Source organism: uncultured Kriegella sp. (assembly GCF_963975415.1).
GTDB lineage: Bacteria > Bacteroidota > Bacteroidia > Flavobacteriales > Flavobacteriaceae > Kriegella.
The window spans coordinates 396,279-414,111 of the sequence record NZ_CAXBGN010000004.1; the positions used below are offsets into that span (position 1 = coordinate 396,279).

At 39.5% G+C, this 17,833-nt stretch carries 15 protein-coding genes; 11 read left to right on the forward strand and 4 right to left on the reverse strand.

Features of this window, described 5'->3' with window-relative positions; all coding sequences use genetic code 11:
* Window positions 1–5 precede the first annotated feature (5 nt).
* The 9 genes from AACZ88_RS11400 (at window position 6) to AACZ88_RS11440 (ending at window position 12,022) form a co-directional block, all read left to right on the forward strand.
* Window positions 6–1,397, forward strand: coding sequence for a trypsin-like peptidase domain-containing protein (locus tag AACZ88_RS11400; protein WP_339710143.1), 1,392 nt, complete (start codon window positions 6–8; stop codon window positions 1,395–1,397).
* Window positions 1,398–1,512: 115 nt separating this feature from the next.
* A complete protein-coding gene (locus AACZ88_RS11405; RefSeq protein ID WP_339710146.1) occupies window positions 1,513–2,964 on the forward strand; it encodes a glyceraldehyde-3-phosphate dehydrogenase in 1,452 nt (483 codons plus the stop codon).
* A 149-nt stretch (window positions 2,965–3,113) separates the two neighbouring features.
* Window positions 3,114–3,740, forward strand: a complete 627-nt coding sequence (locus AACZ88_RS11410; protein ID WP_339710149.1) for a tRNA (guanine-N1)-methyltransferase — start codon at window positions 3,114–3,116, stop codon at window positions 3,738–3,740.
* Between the two features lie 496 nt (window positions 3,741–4,236).
* Window positions 4,237–4,911: a tRNA (guanosine(37)-N1)-methyltransferase TrmD gene (gene trmD, locus AACZ88_RS11415; RefSeq protein WP_339710152.1), complete on the forward strand. Its 675-nt coding sequence runs from the start codon at window positions 4,237–4,239 to the stop codon at window positions 4,909–4,911.
* Between the two features lie 147 nt (window positions 4,912–5,058).
* Window positions 5,059–5,409 (forward strand): 50S ribosomal protein L19, encoded by a 351-nt coding sequence (rplS, locus tag AACZ88_RS11420; RefSeq protein ID WP_339710155.1) that lies wholly within the window; start codon window positions 5,059–5,061, stop codon window positions 5,407–5,409.
* Between the two features lie 753 nt (window positions 5,410–6,162).
* A complete protein-coding gene (locus tag AACZ88_RS11425) occupies window positions 6,163–8,382 on the forward strand; it encodes an NADP-dependent isocitrate dehydrogenase (protein WP_339710158.1) in 2,220 nt (739 codons plus the stop codon).
* Between the two features lie 123 nt (window positions 8,383–8,505).
* A complete protein-coding gene (locus AACZ88_RS11430) occupies window positions 8,506–10,881 on the forward strand; it encodes a TonB-dependent receptor (RefSeq protein ID WP_339710161.1) in 2,376 nt (791 codons plus the stop codon).
* 4 nt (window positions 10,882–10,885) lie between these two features.
* Entirely contained in the window at window positions 10,886–11,710 is an 825-nt protein-coding gene (locus tag AACZ88_RS11435; protein WP_339710163.1) for a DUF4249 family protein, read from the forward strand.
* 69 nt (window positions 11,711–11,779) lie between these two features.
* Entirely contained in the window at window positions 11,780–12,022 is a 243-nt protein-coding gene (locus AACZ88_RS11440; RefSeq protein ID WP_339710166.1) for a DUF6095 family protein, read from the forward strand.
* Window positions 12,023–12,069: 47 nt separating this feature from the next.
* Here AACZ88_RS11440 and AACZ88_RS11445 read toward each other — a convergent pair whose 3' ends face one another.
* Window positions 12,070–12,759 carry a DUF4294 domain-containing protein gene (locus tag AACZ88_RS11445; protein ID WP_339710169.1) on the reverse strand — a complete coding sequence of 230 codons (690 nt, stop codon included), beginning with the start codon at window positions 12,757–12,759 and terminating at the stop codon, window positions 12,070–12,072.
* 104 nt (window positions 12,760–12,863) lie between these two features.
* On the opposite strand from AACZ88_RS11445, the gene AACZ88_RS11450 reads away from it, so the two are divergent.
* Both AACZ88_RS11450 and AACZ88_RS11455 read left to right on the forward strand, forming a co-directional pair.
* A complete protein-coding gene (locus tag AACZ88_RS11450; protein ID WP_339710172.1) occupies window positions 12,864–13,952 on the forward strand; it encodes a M42 family metallopeptidase in 1,089 nt (362 codons plus the stop codon).
* A 46-nt stretch (window positions 13,953–13,998) separates the two neighbouring features.
* Window positions 13,999–14,547 (forward strand): NUDIX domain-containing protein, encoded by a 549-nt coding sequence (locus tag AACZ88_RS11455; protein WP_339710175.1) that lies wholly within the window; start codon window positions 13,999–14,001, stop codon window positions 14,545–14,547.
* Between the two features lie 47 nt (window positions 14,548–14,594).
* On the opposite strand, the gene AACZ88_RS11460 is transcribed toward AACZ88_RS11455, so the two are convergent.
* The 3 genes from AACZ88_RS11460 to AACZ88_RS11470 all read right to left on the reverse strand — a co-directional run bounded on the left by AACZ88_RS11460 (window position 14,595) and on the right by AACZ88_RS11470 (window position 17,792).
* The gene (locus tag AACZ88_RS11460) at window positions 14,595–15,656 is read right to left on the reverse strand and encodes a bestrophin family ion channel (RefSeq protein WP_339710178.1); all 1,062 of its coding nucleotides are present in this window, start codon (window positions 15,654–15,656) and stop codon (window positions 14,595–14,597) included.
* A 185-nt stretch (window positions 15,657–15,841) separates the two neighbouring features.
* The gene (gene hisS / locus AACZ88_RS11465; RefSeq protein WP_339710181.1) at window positions 15,842–17,227 is read right to left on the reverse strand and encodes a histidine--tRNA ligase; all 1,386 of its coding nucleotides are present in this window, start codon (window positions 17,225–17,227) and stop codon (window positions 15,842–15,844) included.
* Between the two features lie 94 nt (window positions 17,228–17,321).
* On the reverse strand, window positions 17,322–17,792 hold the full coding sequence (locus tag AACZ88_RS11470; protein ID WP_339710184.1) for a DUF6495 family protein: 471 nt from the start codon (window positions 17,790–17,792) through the stop codon (window positions 17,322–17,324).
* Between the last annotated feature and the right edge of the window lie 41 nt (window positions 17,793–17,833).

Sequence of the window (17,833 nt, forward strand, 5' to 3'; positions counted from 1 at the left end):
TTTTTATGAAAAAATTAGGAAGCCTGTTATTGGTATCCGTTTTTGCAGGGGCCATAACCTTAGGAGCGTACAAACTGTTTTTTGAAAATACAAACTATACCGTTGTAACGGAAAATGATAATAACTCGGTATTTAATACCAGTTATACCCCTACTTCAGCAAAGGGTTCGGGCATAAATGAAATTGACTTTACGGTAGCCGCCGAAAACACCGTAAATGCCGTAGTTCACGTTAAAAATGTTACTATGAGCAGAGGGGGAAATAGTTTTATGGATTTCTTTTATGGTCAAGGAGGAAGCCAAGTACCTCAAGTAGGTACGGGTTCTGGAGTTATTATTTCGGCAGACGGGTATATCGTTACCAACAACCACGTAGTGGCAAAGGCAAGTAAACTACAAGTAACCTTGAACAACAACAAAACGTATGATGCAAATTTGATCGGTACCGACCCAAATACTGATATCGCTTTGTTAAAGATTGATGTTACCGACAAACTCCCCTATTTAGCGTTTGGCGACTCTGACAACACAAAGATCGGGGAATGGGTTTTGGCCGTGGGCAACCCTTTCAACCTTACTTCTACAGTTACAGCGGGAATCGTCAGTGCAAAAGCCAGAGATTTGGGAAAAAATCAGTCTTTCATTCAAACGGATGCTGCAGTGAACCCTGGAAATAGTGGTGGTGCATTGGTAAATACGAATGGAGACCTTGTTGGTATCAATACGGCAATCACATCACAAACCGGTTCATATGTAGGTTATTCTTTTGCTGTACCCAGCAATATTGCCAAAAAAGTAGTTGATGATATTTTGGAGTATGGCAATGTTCAAAAGGGAATGTTAGGAATTAATTCAATAAACGGAAACACCCCTTACGCCATTCAAAACGGGCTCAATGAAATTGATGGAGTGTTTGTTGAAAGCGTAGTCGAAGATTCAGGAGCTATGGATGCAGATCTTAAACACGGCGATGTTATAAAAAAAGTTGACAACATTAACGTGCATAAATTCGCAGATCTTACCGGCTACATCTCCACCAAACGCCCTGCCGATACCGTTCAGGTAACCATTGACCGTGATGGAGATACTTTAGAAATACCAGTAATCTTAAAGGAAAGACAAACCTTGCATTTGCCCGAAATGGGACTTGAAGTAAAGAATCTTACCGAAAAAGATAAGAAAAAATATAAGGTAAAAAGTGGTGTCCGTATCATAGGTGTCCCCGAAAAGTATCGCGGGTACGGTCTTGACGGAAAAATTTTAATTTCAGTCGATGGTGAAGAAATTAACGATATTCAGGAAGCACGCACACTTTTTGCGAACATTTCTAGATTTGGTAAAACCGTTATTACTTTAATGAATGAAAACGGTGAAAAAGAACGACTTATCTTTCAATAAAAAGGTTTACTTATGTGTTAAACGCTCCCTTGTGGAGCGTTTTTGTTTTAAATATTTGGGTAATAGCCATTTATAATATATATTTTTGCTAAACGGGAATCAATATTTAACGACCATGGGCAACAATATATCTTATGAAAGGGAATTGGCCTTTCAGGCCGATAGAAGAAAGGCCACTACCGAATTCATCAAAATAACCAGTGACCTATGGTACGACAAATCAATCGAAATTGTATTGTTCAAAAATCAGATTATCGATAGAAATGTTAGTGATATTATTCAATTACACGAATATGCCGGCGAATTTGTACAGAAACCCATCTCCATTTTTGATTCGGTAGAAATACTTCGGGCAATAAATGATTTAGATTTGCCTCCCTCCAAACTCGATATCGGAAAATTGACTTATGAGTACCATTCCGACAATGACCAAAACTTCGCCGATGTCAAAACCTTCGTTATAGACAAGCTTAAAAATGCAAATGACACGGAAGTAGTCCACCCCAAAGATGTTATTCTCTATGGGTTTGGTAGAATCGGTCGTGTCTTGGCCCGAGAACTATTGGTCAAAACCGGCAAAGGCAATCAACTGCGCCTTCGAGCCATAGTAACCAATGACATGGTAGACGAGGGCGTTCTTGAAAAAAGTGCGAGTTTATTGCGAACTGATTCGGTTCATGGTAAACTCATGGGAACCATTGATATCGATGTAAATCGAAATTCACTTATTATAAATGGTACGACAGTTTATTTTCTAAGTGCAGAGAACCCCGCTGCACTTGACTATACCAAATATGGTATTTCAGACGCTCTTGTTATTGACAATTCAGGTGTCTTTCGCAATAAAGCCGATTTAGAAATGCATTTAAAATCGAAAGGTGTTTCAAAAGTTATGCTTACCGCACCTGGAAAGGAGATACCCAATATTGTACATGGTGTCAATCATTTAGACCATGACCCAGAAACTAATAAAATTTTCGCGGCAGCGTCTTGCACGACGAATGCCATCGCCCCAATTCTTAAGGTCATAGAAGATTCCCTAGGGATAATCAAGGGGCACCTAGAAACCATACACGCCTACACTAACGATCAAAACCTAATAGACAATGCACACGAAAAATACCGAAGGGAAAGGACCGCCACCTTGAACATGGCTATCTCGGCAACCGATGCTGGCGATGCCGTGTCAAAAATAATACCCTCACTAAAAGGTAAATTAACATCAAACGCCATTCGGGTTCCGATTTCCAATGGATCTTTAGCCATTTTAAACCTAGAAGTACGTAACAAAACTTCTTTAGATGGCATTAATACCATTTTAAAAAAATACGCCCTCGAAGGTGATTTGGTAGAACAAATAAAATATTCTCTCAAAAAAGAGATGGTTTCCTCGGATATTAACGGCACCTCGGCCCCCGCAATTTACGATAGCAAAGCAACAATAATATCCCCTAACGAAAAAAACGTGGTGCTATATATTTGGTATGACAACGAATACGGGTATTCGCATCAAGTTATTCGATTGGCAAAGCACATGGCCAAAGTAAGAAGATTCACCTATAACTAGAAGATTTTACATCACGAAAATGGGTGCAAATAACAACACGTTCTTAATCTTAAATATACGATGTTATCGTTTTTTTTTCGTAATTGATAATATTGAATTACTTTAGCCGCACTCTAAATCATTATTAATTTTTAAGAATTACTTTTAAAATGAAGATTATAAAAATATTATTTATTGTAATCTCCTTATTGGCATTTAACCTACAATTTGCCCAAGAAGCAGCAGCTGAGGATGAACAAGAACTATCACTCGATAAAGGACCTATAGATAGCCAATTTGAGTTTTTACTGAAAAAATCTGGCAACTGGAGTGCCGAGGGAAAGCGATATGAAGTAATCAGGAGAATTTACATTGACAAATTACGTCAAAATGTGCTGGATTCACTAAGCACCTTCAACAAAAAGGTTGATGAGTTGAACGGAACTATTTCCGGACATGAAACAACTATCGGCTCATTGAACAAGAAATTGGAAGATACCACCAACAACCTTGCTTCGGTTACCGAAGAAAAAGACAGCATGTCATTTTTGGGAATTCTTGTAGAAAAAGTTACATACAACACCATTTTATGGTCAATAATAGCAGGTTTATTGGCGCTTATGCTATTTTTTATGTATAAGTTCAGAAGAAGCAATGTGCTTACCCAAGAGGCAAAATCGAATTTATCGGAACTTGAAACTGAATATGAAGATCATAGACGAAGGGCACTTGAAAGGGAGCAAAAAATAAGCAGGCAGCTTCAAGACGAAATAAATAGATACAAAAAATCAAAATAAACAAAGCCCCGGAACGGGGCTTTTATTTTGGTTGTATGATTACAGCGGCAAGAGCGACAACCCAGTATTTGGTGCCATTACCCCCTTGATTTAATCAATATCGAATTTTCTACGGACAATCTTCCGATTTAAAAAGCGCTAATTTTTTTAATCCCGTATTTCCAAAAATGAGTCTGCTATTCTAATGACTTTTAGCAATATAGAAAAAGTAGGCTGTACACAGTTCTATCCCCCCTTCTCGTGCGTTTCCATATTACCCCATGGTGTTCGTAATGATTTATTTGTAAGTCGAGACCATCATAACAAGGCAATAAAGGAAGCGCTATTGCCCGGGCAAAAGCTTTATGTACCTCACAAGGGTGTAGAGGCCTTCTCTTAGAAACTGCCGTTGACAATCAATCACAAAAAATTATTCAAAAAGTTGGGTTAGAAAAAAGATTCACACTGTTTTCATTACTTTTGGAGCGCAAAACAATCATCTAAAGCCTATTTCAATATGCGTATTGACATTATTACGGTCTTACCCGAACTTTTAAAAAGTCCGTTTGAGGCATCAATTCTAAAAAGAGCTATTGAAAAAGACTTGGTAGAGGTTCATTTTCACAATCTTCGAGATTATACGGACAAAAGTTACAATCAGGTTGATGATTATCAATTCGGAGGCGGTGCGGGCATGGTTTTGATGATTGAGCCCATTGATAAGTGCATAACTGCCTTAAAAGCATCGCGGGTATACGATGAGATCATCTATATGACTCCAGATGGTGAAACCCTGAATCAGAAGATCGCCAATGGCATTTCATTACTAGAGAATATTATCATTCTATGCGGCCATTATAAAGGCGTCGACCAACGGGTTAGAGATACATTCATTACCCGTGAAATATCGATTGGTGATTATGTGCTCTCAGGCGGAGAGCTTGGCGCCGCTATTTTGTGTGATGCTGTAATACGATTGATACCCGGCGTTCTTAACAACGAAACTTCAGCCTTGACCGACACTTTTCAAGACAACCTCTTGGCACCACCGGTTTATACTAGACCTTCGGAATATAAGGGAATGAAAGTACCTGAAGTTCTTTTAAGCGGAAATTTTCCGAAAATTGAAAAATGGCGTGAAGATCAGGCAATAGAGCGAACTGAAAAACTTAGGCCAGATTTGTTAGAATAGTGCTTTAAGCCCAATGACATGCCAATCGCAAAAATTTCTACGAAACATTCTTGCAGTTTGTAATATATAAACTATTTTTGCAACCTGTTAAATCAACCTCTGACGAAAATCGTGAATGTTGGTACGATTATAATATAAATTAAAACGATGGAATCATTACTTAAGTTTGTTGAAAACGAATTTGTTACCAAAAAAGAATTTCCAAAATTTTCTGCAGGCGATACTATAACGGTCTATTATGAAATTCGGGAAGGTGAAAAAACACGTACCCAGTTTTTTAGAGGTGTGGTTATTCAAAGAAGAGGTTCTGGGGCTACCGAAACTTTTACAATTCGTAAAATGTCAGGAACAGTTGGTGTTGAGCGTATTTTCCCAGTTAACATGCCAGCATTGCAAAAGATAGAAGTCAATAAAAAAGGTAAAGTGCGAAGATCCCGCATTTTCTACTTTAGAGGCCTTACCGGTAAAAAAGCAAGAATCAAGGAAGTCCGTTCATAAACGACCTTCGATACAATTTAAAGAAAGCCCGCCAATGTGTGGGCTTTCTTATGAACAATTGTTAACAACTTCGGTTCACAAAGTGTTGATTTTAAATTTGTTAAACTTTTTGTCTTTTGAAATAATTAATAGTATCTTTAGGTGTGATTTAAAAGAAATGCCGGATTGGCACTAAAAGTAAATCACTACGAAGTTTGCGTTCTTTGTATTATTGTTTAGTCTATTCAAATGAATAGTAGGTGCGATTCTATCGAACCGAGGTTTGTTGAGATGACGAGCATGAGGTCTAAAGGCTGTCGCTTTTGGGTTATATTATGTGGATTTTCTTTACGTTAAGTGTAAAACTTAGGTTATACATTTAAGATAAGTTGATTAAAACAATGAAAAAGAAACACGAAGTAGTTGCTTGGTTTCATAATTAAGAACGAAAGGTGTTTCAAACGTTGAAATAGTGGAACGGATGCAATCAATGGTTGCGGTTTTGTTGTAAATACAGAACACAAAGTTTGTAAAGCTATTTCTAAAAAGCCATATCACATGTATTCGTACAATGATATGGCTTTTGTTATTTAAAAACATCAAGAAAACAACCTTGTTTTTCCATGTAAATCAAATATTCCCCATAGGCTACATACACCATTTTTTGACGAAGGTCGTAGCTTGCCGAAAATCTAACAAGAAAATCCCTGTCCTCCCCTACTTCCACCCTATTTAAAATTGTATATTTGCTCCGCTTTAATCAAAACACAGAGAATGCCAAAAATTTTATACACCAAAACCGATGAGGCCCCAGCTTTGGCCACCCAGTCTTTTCTTCCCATAGTAAAAGCTTTCACCAAAACCACAGGAATTCAGATTGAAACTAAGGATATTTCCCTAGCCTCGCGAATTCTGGCTATTTTTCCTGATTTCTTAACCGAAGACCAAAAAGTTTCGAACGATTTAGAAGAATTGGGAAGTACTGCAAAGAACCCTGAAGCCAATATCATAAAACTACCCAATATAAGTGCTTCAATTCCTCAATTAAACGAAGCGATTACCGAACTTCAAAGCAAAGGGTATGCCTTGCCCAATTACCCTGATGAACCTAAAAGCGATGTCGAAAAAGAGATTAAATCGAGATACGACAAAATAAAAGGTAGTGCGGTAAACCCGGTTTTAAGGGAAGGAAACTCTGACAGAAGAGCACCTAGGGCAGTAAAGAACTACGCCAAAAAGAATCCCCACACCATGGGCGCTTGGAGTCCCGACTCAAAAACCCACGTTGCTACGATGGAGCATGGCGATTTTAAAGCCAATGAAAAATCGATAACCTTAGCACATGCTACCAACGTAAAAATAGAGCTACAGCAAACTGATGGCACATCCGTTGTTCTAAAAGAGAAATTGGCACTTTTAGAGGGTGAGATAGTAGATGCTACGGTAATGAGCAGAAAAGCGCTGTTAAGCTTTCTTAAAGAGCAGTTGAAAGATGCCAAGGAGAACGGGGTTCTCTTCTCATTGCACATGAAAGCGACCATGATGAAAGTTTCCGACCCCATTATTTTTGGGCATGCGGTTAAAACATTTTTTGCCGATGTTTTTGAAAAACACGAGGCACTACTAGCTTCTATAGGCGCAAATGCCAATGATGGATTGGAAAATTTGCTGAACAAACTGAAAGAGCTTCCTGAAGATAAACGAAGTGAAGTTGAAGCCGATATAGAAAATGCAATTGCCAATGGCCCTGCGCTGGCCATGGTCAATTCAGACAAAGGTATTACCAACCTACATGTTCCCAGTGACATTATCATTGATGCCTCAATGCCGGCAATGATTCGTAACTCAGGAAAAATGTGGAATGCAAAAGGAGAGCTACAAGATACTAAAGCCGTAATACCTGATAGCAGTTATGCCGGTATTTATAGTGCTACCATCGACTTTTGTAAAAAGCACGGAGCTTTCGACCCCACCACAATGGGTACGGTACCTAACGTTGGTCTTATGGCCCAAAAAGCTGAAGAATATGGATCACATGACAAAACATTCGAAATCGTCGGAGACGGGGTGGTAAATGTCGTCGATATTAGTTCGGGCAAAACACTTATAAAGCATAATGTCGAAAAAGGTGATCTTTGGCGAATGTGCCAAGTAAAGGATGCTCCCATTCAAGACTGGGTTAAATTGGCCGTATCAAGAGCTAGAGCCACAAATATTCCCGCTATTTTCTGGCTAGATCAACATCGGGCCCATGATATAGAATTGACTAAAAAGGTTAACACCTATTTGGGCGACCACGATATTTCAGGATTGGAAATTAAAATCCTTTCCCCTATCGAAGCTACCGATTACACACTAAAAAGATTAAAAAACGGGGAAGATACCATTTCCGTTTCGGGCAATGTTTTACGAGATTATCTTACCGATTTGTTTCCAATTCTAGAAGTAGGAACCAGTGCCAAAATGCTGTCAATCGTACCTTTGATGAATGGCGGAGGTCTGTTTGAAACAGGGGCCGGCGGCTCTGCACCGAAGCATGTTGAACAACTCTTGGAAGAAGGCCACCTTCGTTGGGATTCTTTGGGCGAATTCATGGCTTTGGGTGTTTCCTTGGAATTCTATGGAGAAAAAAACAATAACATTAAAGCCAAAGTATTAGGAGACGCACTAGACAGTGCAACGGAAAAATTGTTGGACAATGGCAAATCGCCTTCCCGCAAAGTGAATGAAATCGACACAAGGGGAAGCCATTTTTACCTGGCACTATATTGGGCCCAAGCGTTGGCGGAACAAAATACCGACGCTGAATTAAAATCACTCTTTTCCAAAGTTTCCGAAGCATTGAATACCAACGAATCAAAAATTGCCAAAGAATTGATAGATGATCAGGGTAGTGCGAAAGATATAGGAGGGTATTACCTTCCTGATAACGATCTGATTGCAAAAGCAATGAGACCTAGCAAGACTTTTAACGATATTCTTGCAAGTATCTAGTCTGTATTCTTGAATCGATATAAAACCTTTGTCCTGATGGGGCAAAGGTTTTTTATTTAAAATAAGTGTTAACGTTATACTTACCCTTTATTTTCTGTTTACATTTATTAAAAATTGTGCTTAATGAATATCCGCACCAGACTTTTTTTTATTCTTTTTTTATTCTTTTGCCTCTATTCCTTTCCCCAACAGAAATACACGCTCAGTGGTTCAATTTCCGAGGTAGCCAGTAACGAAACACTTATTGGTGTCACCGTGGCCATAGCTGATTTGCGAACAGGGGTAACCACCAATGAATATGGTTTTTATTCCATCACCTTGCCCGAAGGGGTATACAATATACATGTAAGCTATTTGGGGTTTCAAGATATCATTCAAAAGATTGAGCTCTCTCAAGATCGAAAAGTAAATTTTCAGATGCGCGAAGAGGCCGAAGTTCTTGAGGAAGTTGTTGTAACCGACAGTGGTGAGCGCCTCGATATTCGAAAGCCACAAATGAGTGTGAATACCATGGCCGTAGAAACTATAAAAAAAATACCGGTAATTCTTGGTGAAGCCGACGTAATCAAGTCGATATTACTGCTTCCTGGCGTAACGAATGCTGGAGAAGGTGCTTCGGGTTTTAATGTTCGCGGTGGCTCGGTAGATCAAAACCTAATACTTTTAGACGAAGCCACAATCTTTAACTCATCACACCTTTTTGGATTTTTCTCAGTATTTAACCCTGATGCCGTAAAGGATATAAAACTATACAAAGGGGGCATCCCCGCCCGATATGGAGGCAGGTTATCATCGGTCTTAGATATTTTTCAAAAAGAAGGGAATAGTAAAAATTTTAAATTCAACGGGGGCATTGGTGCCGTAGCGAGCCGTCTATTGGCCGAAGGACCGATAGTAAAAGACAAAATAGCATTCTTGGTAGGCGGAAGAGCTTCTTATGTTCACCTTTTTCTTCCACTTTTTGACGTTGATAATACGGCATACTTCTACGACCTGAACACAAAAATAAACTACAAACTGAATGATAAGAATAATATTTTCTTGTCCGGATATTTCGGAAGGGACGTTTTCGGAATCAGTGAAAGCTTTGTAAACACCTATGGCAACGCCGTCGGTAATTTTCGATGGAACCACTTATTTTCAGACAAATTGTTTTCCAATCTTTCATTAATATATTCCGATTACTATTATGGTCTAAAACTTGACTTTGTAGGATTCAATTGGAACTCTGGTATTCAAAATTTCAATATCAAGTATGATCTGAAACATTACATTAGCGACAAGCTTCAGATCAACTATGGGCTCAACAACATCTATTACCAATTCAACCCTGGTAAAATAGAACCCTCCAATTCAGAGTCGGGAATTATAAAAGAACAACTCATTCAAAAATATGCCAATGAGTTTGCGGCATATATTGATATTGAGCATAGCCTTACAGAAAATTTAAGTTTAGGATACGGCATTCGTTTTAGCCATTTTACCCGATTAGGGCAAGAAGAACTTAATGTTTATCAAAATGACAATCCGGTTTTGTTCAATTCTGAACTCCAAATTTACCAAGAGGCAGAACCAATCGAGGTATCAACCCCCGGTCGTTCCGAAAGCTTGGCCACGTTCAACAATTTAGAGCCACGTATTTCATTGGCCTACACAATCGATGCGAACAGCTCTATTAAAGCCAGTTATACCCGTCTGGCCCAATACCTTCATTTGCTTTCAAATACAAACTCTCCTACCCCATTAGACGTTTGGACTCCAAGTGGCACGTTTATTAAGCCCCAGCTTTTAGACCAGTCGGCATTGGGCTACTTCAGAACATTAAGCGAGGGGAAATACTCATTGGAAACAGAGGTTTTCTATAAAACCATTAAAAACCGCATCGACTATATCGATGGTGCCAATTTAATCGCCAATGATGCTATCGAACAAGTAATATTGAACGGAGAAGCAAGGGCTTACGGCCTAGAACTTCTTTTACGAAAAAATGAAGGCCGATTTCAAGGTTGGCTTGCCTATACGCTCTCGAAATCGGAGCAGCGAACCCCAGGAAGAACCGCCACGGAAACTGGAATAAACGCTGGTCAATGGTACAGCACACCCTATGATAAACCTCATGATATATCAGTTTTTTCAAGTTACGAACTCAATAAAAAATGGAGTATAAATGCGAATTTCGTATACCAAACGGGACAACCGACAAACTACCCCATAGGGCAATTTGAATTCCAAAGTTTAACCGTCCCCTATTATGGTCTTCGCAATGAAGAACGCCTACCCGACTACCATCGTATCGACGTATCGGCAACATTGACACCAAAAAAGAACTTAGGTAGAAAGTGGCAGGCAGAATGGGTTTTCAGCGTTTACAATTTGTACAATAGAAAAAATGCCGCGGCCATCAATTTTAACCGTAATCGAGACAACGGTGTAAATGAAGCCGTTCGCACATCTATTTTCGGAATTGTGCCGGCGGTTACCTATAACTTTAAATTTTGATTCGATGAAACGAGTTATTTTCATACTACTGGTATCGATAACCTTGACAGCTTGCCAAGATGTTGTCGATATAGACGTTCCGATCGATAGCCCTCGGCTGGTAATAGACGCACTAATACGTGTCGACGAAAGTGAAGCGGACACAAAAATACAGGTTAAAGCCTCAATTAGCAGCTCGTTCTTCGGTACTTTAGTACCCGCAAATCTTGAACGAATTACATTGACAAACGAATCAGGCGGAGCGCCCCTTGTACTAACAGAAACAGGGTCGGGAACGGGAATATATCAAACCTACGCAAATTTGGAGTTTCTGAAATTCGGTACTCTGCAGTTATCGATTCTACATGACGGCCAAAGTTATTCGGCACGTACAAAATACGTACCTTCCTCACCCATTGACCGTCTAGAGCAAGGAGATGGAACACTTTTTGATGGCACCGAAACCGAAATTATTGTTGTCTTTACCGATGCACCAGATCGTACGGATTTTTATCTTTTTGACTTTGACTTTGGTGAATATCTAGTCTCTGAAGACACTTTCTATCCAGGTCAGCCTTTTAAGTTCTCCTATTTTTATGATGAAGAATTAAAACCATCTATGGAAGTAAATGTAAGTATTTTAGGAGTCGACAAAACTTTTTACAATTACATGAATCAACTTATCGCCCAGAGCAGCAGTGGTGACCAAGGACCTTTTCAAACCCCTGCAGCAACGGTAAAAGGCAACATTATCAATGTAACCGAAATAAATACCGCGGCAGAGAACAATTATGCCTTGGGCTATTTCGCCGTATGCCAATCTTTTGAACGTTCGTTGATTATAGAGTGAAGGAAAAACGCTTTTATCCAACACTGCAAAACAGTAAACTTATTTTAGTCGTCTAAAAAAAAGAATTTAATGAAAACAGACAAAAACTTATTGGTTAAAGGTCTAAAGTACCTATCAATAACCATTGGTCTTATGTTCGTGGCCCCAACCGTAATCTATCAGGCATTTAAAAATCAAGAACATCCTTTTTACTGGCCTGTGCTAATTATCGGTCTGATATTGGCCGTAGGGGCAATAGCCGGTGGATTTTACAGCATGAAAGTCATTATGGACTCCTTTTTTCAAAAAAAAGACGCTTCACCCGACGAGTAACCCGAAATATTTTAATATCGATCAGAGTATAGTTTTTGGGTCAAAAGCTACTCCTCTTTCTTCTCCCCTGAAGCACTCCATTTATTACTAAGGGAAGCATAATCGAAATCTAAGGCCGATTCTTGCCTTTCCAATCGTGACGCTGCAAAAGCACGTTGCAGAATATCTTCGATCTGGTAATCTTCATGAATACTTTCGGGATGAAATTCTTCCTTAATACTTATTTTGAAAAATTTAGCGGTGGTATTGTACCAAAATGCCCGCCACCCGCTACGAAGCTCTTTCACCAAATCAAAGGCAGTAGTTCCCGTTTGCCGATAAATAAGTTTTACCAAAATTTGTCCCTCTGTCCGTGTTAGTTTCTTAAGCTCCTCTGAAAATTCACCTTCGATATATTTCTGCACCTCCTTGGTGTATTTTTTGCGCTTTCTGTTCTTTTTTATCTTCGCCAAGCTATCGTTCAACCCAACCAAACGTTCGGCCGCCAGTTTAGCATAGGGATATACCTTCAACGTTTTACGCCGTAGGATATAATATTTCAACTTGTCTTTATAGGATGGAAACTTCAGCGGGCTAAAAACAAACACCTCGTTTAATGAGATAGAACTATGAAAAATAGAATCACCCTCAATAATTATCATTTTTTCCGAAACGGAATCCAACGGCTCTTCTTTCACCTGGGCTATACCTAAAAACCCCATCATGAAAAAGACCGGAAGAAGTATCTTTTTTATCATCTGTAACATAAAACCAAAAACGCTGTAAAATTAACGATAAATAGTTCTCGTTATTATTAATTAAAAGTGAATATTACTAAGTTTGCACCTAAATACACACATACATGAGTACCAAAAATATTCTTACCAAAAAATCGCTTGATTTTTTTGAAAAATACTTAAACAATGCGGCCCCAACAGGTTATGAGTGGGAAGGGCAAAAATTGTGGATGAACTACCTAAAACCCTATGTAGACACCTTTATAACAGATACTTACGGTTCTGCCGTAGGCGTTATCAATCCTGATGCAAAATACAAAGTTGTCATCGAAGGTCATTCCGATGAGATTTCTTGGTACGTTAATTATATTACGGACAATGGCTTGCTTTACGTTATTCGAAACGGAGGAAGCGACCATCAGATCGCCCCATCAAAGTGGGTAAACATTCATACGAAAAACGGATTTGTAAAAGGTGTTTTTGGCTGGCCGGCCATTCACACCCGCAATAAATCAAAAGAAGAAGCTCCAAAAATTGATAATATATTCATCGATATTGGTGCCAAAGACAAAGAAGAAGTTGAGAAAATGGGAGTACATGTGGGTTGTGTAATCACATATCCCGATGAATTTCATATTTTGAACGACGATAAATTCGTATGTCGTGCCATCGATAACCGTGTCGGTGGGTTTATGGTCGCCGAAGTAGCCCGATTGCTATCGGAGAATAAGAAAGAATTGCCCTTTGGCCTTTATATAACGAATGCGGTTCAGGAAGAAATTGGCCTACGTGGCGCCGAAATGATTACCCAGACCATAAAGCCCAATGTGGCCATTATAACTGATGTATGCCATGATACGACAACTCCGATGATTGACAAGAAGTCTCAAGGACACACAGAAATTGGAGCCGGACCTGTTATTTCATACGCACCGGCAGTACAGAATAAATTACGGGAACGAATTATCGAGACCGCCGAAGAAAGTAAGATTCCTTTCCAACGTATGGCTGCCTCGAGAGCTACCGGAACCGATACCGATGCATTCGCTTATAGCAATGGTGGGGTAGCATCAGCTTTAATTTCTTTACCCTTACGCTACATGCATACAACAGTAGAAATGGTGCATAAAGAGGATGTCGAAAATGTAATCCGGTTGATTTATCAGACCTTATTAAATATCAAAGAAGGAGAGACCTTCAGTTACTTCGATTAACGTTTACAGTGGTCCTCCCCTAAAAAGGAGGACTTTTTTTTATATTATGGACGAACTTATTGACATACTCGATAAAGATGGAAACTTCACTGGTGTGACAGCTATGAAGTCTGAAGCACATCGGAAGGGACTCTTCCATAACTCCATTCATATTTGGTTTTATACCAAAGATGGCAGATTACTAATACAGCAAAGGGCCAAAAACAAAGATACCCACCCCCTATTCTGGGATGTTTCCGTGGCCGGTCATGTAGGTGCCGGAGAAGTCATCGAAGAGTCGGCAATTCGTGAAGCAGAAGAAGAAATCGGAGTGCATATCTCAAAAAACGACTTAGAGAAAATAGGAGTTTTCAAATCGATACACAAGCACCATGACACGTTGATCGACTGCGAGTACCACCATTCATATCTTTGCGAGTTAAAAGTGCCGCTAAAAAGCCTTAAAAAACAAGAAAGCGAGGTGGCCGAACTCGCCCTTATATCACTTATTCAATTTTCCCAGGAAACATGGGGCTTGGCCAACCCTAAAAAGTACGTTCCCTATGCCGGCGACTATTATAAGACCATTATCAAAAACATAAGGAAAAGATTGTAACCCCCGTGGTTTTGGTATACTCTAAGAATTGTCGAAATCCTTAGCACCTACATTTGTACATCTTTATAGGCAGGGAATTGTTTTGGAATAACATCTTTCGGTTCGCCCAAATTTTCCCTAAGATCAATTTCTATGCCACGGGCCATAGTCGAAATGGGAACATCGTTTGCCGAACCCTCAAAAGGATTCTCACCTACACTTCCTATTCGGTTCATGGTATGGAATATCCACATAACAACAACACAGAAAGGAACGGAGAGCCAAACAAAATAACGTCCGTATTTCGGAAATTGCTCAGACATTTCGAGACCTATATCAGCGAATTGAGGTGCAATTCCCAGAGGTAATAATATGATGAAAAGCCATGTAAAATAATGCATTAAGGTTGCAAATTGCCTTGGGTAGGGAAAATTTTTAATTCGTTCCGATTTCCCTTGGTGTGTGAGCAGTTCTTCCAAAAGACTCTCCATTTCCAAAAAGGAAAATTCCCAAAGTAGCTTCTTTTCCTTAAGCTCCCTAAGATGTTTCGACTGCAGGTACAAAACGGCGGTTTGCTTATTGGCCCTCCCATCAATATATGCCATATCTTCCGACGAAAGGTAACTATCCAATTCATCTTCCATTTTGGTAACTCGTTCGGGTACATGAATCATACCTGACCATTCTTTATTGGTTTTCTGGTCTAGTACGTACTCCCAAGGCCTAGGTTGCCTCATGGCATACCGTAGCGTTGTCAACCAGGCAATATGTCGATGTATGAGCGTTTTTTTTATTTGGTAAAGCTCTTCCTCTGGCACTTTCTTTTCTGCATACTCGTTCGTTACCATATCTTGAACCTTAATACCAAAAGTACGCGAGGCATTCACGATTGCACCCCAAATCTGTCGTGCTTCCCAAATTCTTCCATAAGCGGCATTATTCTGAAAACCAATAACAAAAGCAACAGCTGTACCGATCAGGGCTACGGGGGTAAAAGGTATATGCAGCCATTGGCTATCAAAGAGCACAAACAATAATACTTCCGCAAATGCAATGACCACGAACCAAAAGGTCTCGACCCGTGTCCAGAGCATCATATTTTTTATCGAAAATCGCTTTTTTGTATACATATTGAAGGAGTAAAAGGTTAAAACGCCATTTGAATAGCACACCAAGAAACCCACTCAAAGCTAAGATTACTTTCGTGCGGTTCTAAGTTAAAAAATGAATTGGAAGTATACTAATGCTAAAAAGCGAAGCCTAACCTCTGAAAACTACCCGTACAAAATAGTCTTTTTAAATACCCGATACTTCTTTAGGCCTCCGTCAATTGTCGTACGAACATTTCTGCATCGGCCAAGGTAAAGGTATTTTGTTCTCCACTTGCCATATTTTTTACTACAAAAGAATTATCGTTTAATTCTTGCTCCCCAATCAAAACAACATAAGGAACATTGCGGTTATTGGCATATTTAAACTGCTTCTGAATTTTAGCATTGGAAGGATATAAATCTGCTTTTACCCCAGCACTTCTAAGCACACTTACCAATTTCAACGCCACCAAGGCTTCTCTATCCCCAAAGTTGAGACAAAGCACCTCTAAAGACCGGTCTATAGCCTCTGGAAACAATCCCAATTCCTCCAAAACTAAATAAATGCGATCTAAACCAAAGGAGATACCAACACCGCTCACATCTTTAAGCCCGAAGATACCTGTGAGATCATCATAACGACCACCCCCGCCAATGGAACCCATTTTTACGCCTTGAGGAGCACCGACTTCAAAAATGGCTCCTGTATAATAATTGAGTCCGCGTGCCAAGGTAACATCAATCGAAAGTTGTGCCGATCGTAAACCCAACGTTTCAATAGTTTCAACAATAAATTGAAGTTCTTCAACGCCTTTTGAACCCTCTTCAGAAGTAGCCAATAATTCTTTAAGCACAGCTAATTGTTCAGCGTTCGTACCGGAAAGCGAAAATAATGGGGACGCCTTGGTAATAGCTTCCTCCGAAATGCCTTTTTGCAACATTTCTTTCTTTATGCCATCTTCCCCAATTTTATCCAGCTTGTCCAAAGCCACCGTAAAATCGATCAACTTATCTTTTGCCCCGATGATTTCGGCAATACCCGCCAATATTTTACGATTGTTCAGTTTTATATTGACGCCGTTCAACCCAAGCTCAGTAAATACGGCATCGTATAACTGTACAAATTCAACTTCTTGTAACAACGAATCAGCACCGACAACATCGGCATCACATTGATAAAACTCACGAAAACGCCCCTTTTGTGGTCGGTCGGCACGCCAAACCGGTTGTATCTGGTAACGTTTAAAGGGAAAATCAATTTCATTTTGGTGCATCACCACATACCGTGCAAAAGGTACGGTCAAGTCATAGCGGAGTGCTTTTTCGGAGATTTGAGCACTTAGTCTACCTGAATCTTTGGAATCGTATGCGGTGGCGTTGACTTTACCTAAAAAATCCCCGGAATTTAAAATCTTAAAGATTAACCGATCCCCTTCGTCCCCGTACTTGCCCATCAACGTCTCCGAATTCTCAAAAGAAGGCGTTTCTATGGGTTGAAAACCAAAAGTTTCGAAATGCTTCTTAATAATCGTAAAAATATAATTGCGTTTCGCAACTTCAGAAGGCGAAAAATCTCGTGTTCCTTTAGGTATGCCCGGTTTTTGTGCCATTTAAATTTGTTCTTTTATAAATCCTCTTTCGACCGTTTCAGGGAGATCAGCCAGGGTTTATTCTTAATTTTTCGCTACGCTATTGAAAATCGACTTATCCGATGATACTATCAAACCATTGGTATAGCTCTCCTTTGGTAATAACGGCACCTTGTTGTATCAACTTGAATTTATCAAGGTTTTTATCTTCAGTATACGCTTTTGAAGCGGTAAGGTAGTCGACAAAATCGGATTGCCAGTTCTTTTTAAACCAATTAAAGCCTACACTCGTTGTTAAATCAATATCGGGATTCATCACCTTTACCGAAATCAATTTCATTTCCTTTTCCGTAGTATGAAAAAGATGCATTTGTTGGGCCGAAATATTCTCCAAGTATTTTACCTTATTCAATACGCCTTCCCAAACGAGATCACTAAAAACATCGATTTCATCTTCCACCACATTCGGCTTCTCTTCCTTTAAATTCTTCCATTCGTCGCCAGTAATCGACTGGGTAGCCAAGAAGTTGATAAACTCTTGATGCAGTTCCTCCAACTGCTCTTTTGTAAGTCGTGTATATTTCATAAAAAAACCGCCCTTTTTGGGGCGGTGCAAAATTAAGGATT

Bases quoted from the DNA above. Each gene is read 5' to 3' on its own strand.
- AACZ88_RS11400 (WP_339710143.1), top strand. From the start codon at position 6: ATGAAAAAATTAGGAAGCCTGTTATTGGTATCCGTTTTTGCAGGGGCC.
- AACZ88_RS11405 (WP_339710146.1), top strand. From the start codon at position 1,513: ATGGGCAACAATATATCTTATGAAAGGGAATTGGCCTTTCAGGCCGAT.
- AACZ88_RS11410 (WP_339710149.1), top strand. From the start codon at position 3,114: ATGAAGATTATAAAAATATTATTTATTGTAATCTCCTTATTGGCATTT.
- trmD (WP_339710152.1), top strand. From the start codon at position 4,237: ATGCGTATTGACATTATTACGGTCTTACCCGAACTTTTAAAAAGTCCG.
- rplS (WP_339710155.1), top strand. From the start codon at position 5,059: ATGGAATCATTACTTAAGTTTGTTGAAAACGAATTTGTTACCAAAAAA.
- AACZ88_RS11425 (WP_339710158.1), top strand. From the start codon at position 6,163: ATGCCAAAAATTTTATACACCAAAACCGATGAGGCCCCAGCTTTGGCC.
- AACZ88_RS11430 (WP_339710161.1), top strand. From the start codon at position 8,506: ATGAATATCCGCACCAGACTTTTTTTTATTCTTTTTTTATTCTTTTGC.
- AACZ88_RS11435 (WP_339710163.1), top strand. From the start codon at position 10,886: ATGAAACGAGTTATTTTCATACTACTGGTATCGATAACCTTGACAGCT.
- AACZ88_RS11440 (WP_339710166.1), top strand. From the start codon at position 11,780: ATGAAAACAGACAAAAACTTATTGGTTAAAGGTCTAAAGTACCTATCA.
- AACZ88_RS11445 (WP_339710169.1), bottom strand. From the start codon at position 12,759: ATGATAAAAAAGATACTTCTTCCGGTCTTTTTCATGATGGGGTTTTTA.
- AACZ88_RS11450 (WP_339710172.1), top strand. From the start codon at position 12,864: ATGAGTACCAAAAATATTCTTACCAAAAAATCGCTTGATTTTTTTGAA.
- AACZ88_RS11455 (WP_339710175.1), top strand. From the start codon at position 13,999: ATGGACGAACTTATTGACATACTCGATAAAGATGGAAACTTCACTGGT.
- AACZ88_RS11460 (WP_339710178.1), bottom strand. From the start codon at position 15,656: ATGTATACAAAAAAGCGATTTTCGATAAAAAATATGATGCTCTGGACA.
- hisS (WP_339710181.1), bottom strand. From the start codon at position 17,227: ATGGCACAAAAACCGGGCATACCTAAAGGAACACGAGATTTTTCGCCT.
- AACZ88_RS11470 (WP_339710184.1), bottom strand. From the start codon at position 17,792: ATGAAATATACACGACTTACAAAAGAGCAGTTGGAGGAACTGCATCAA.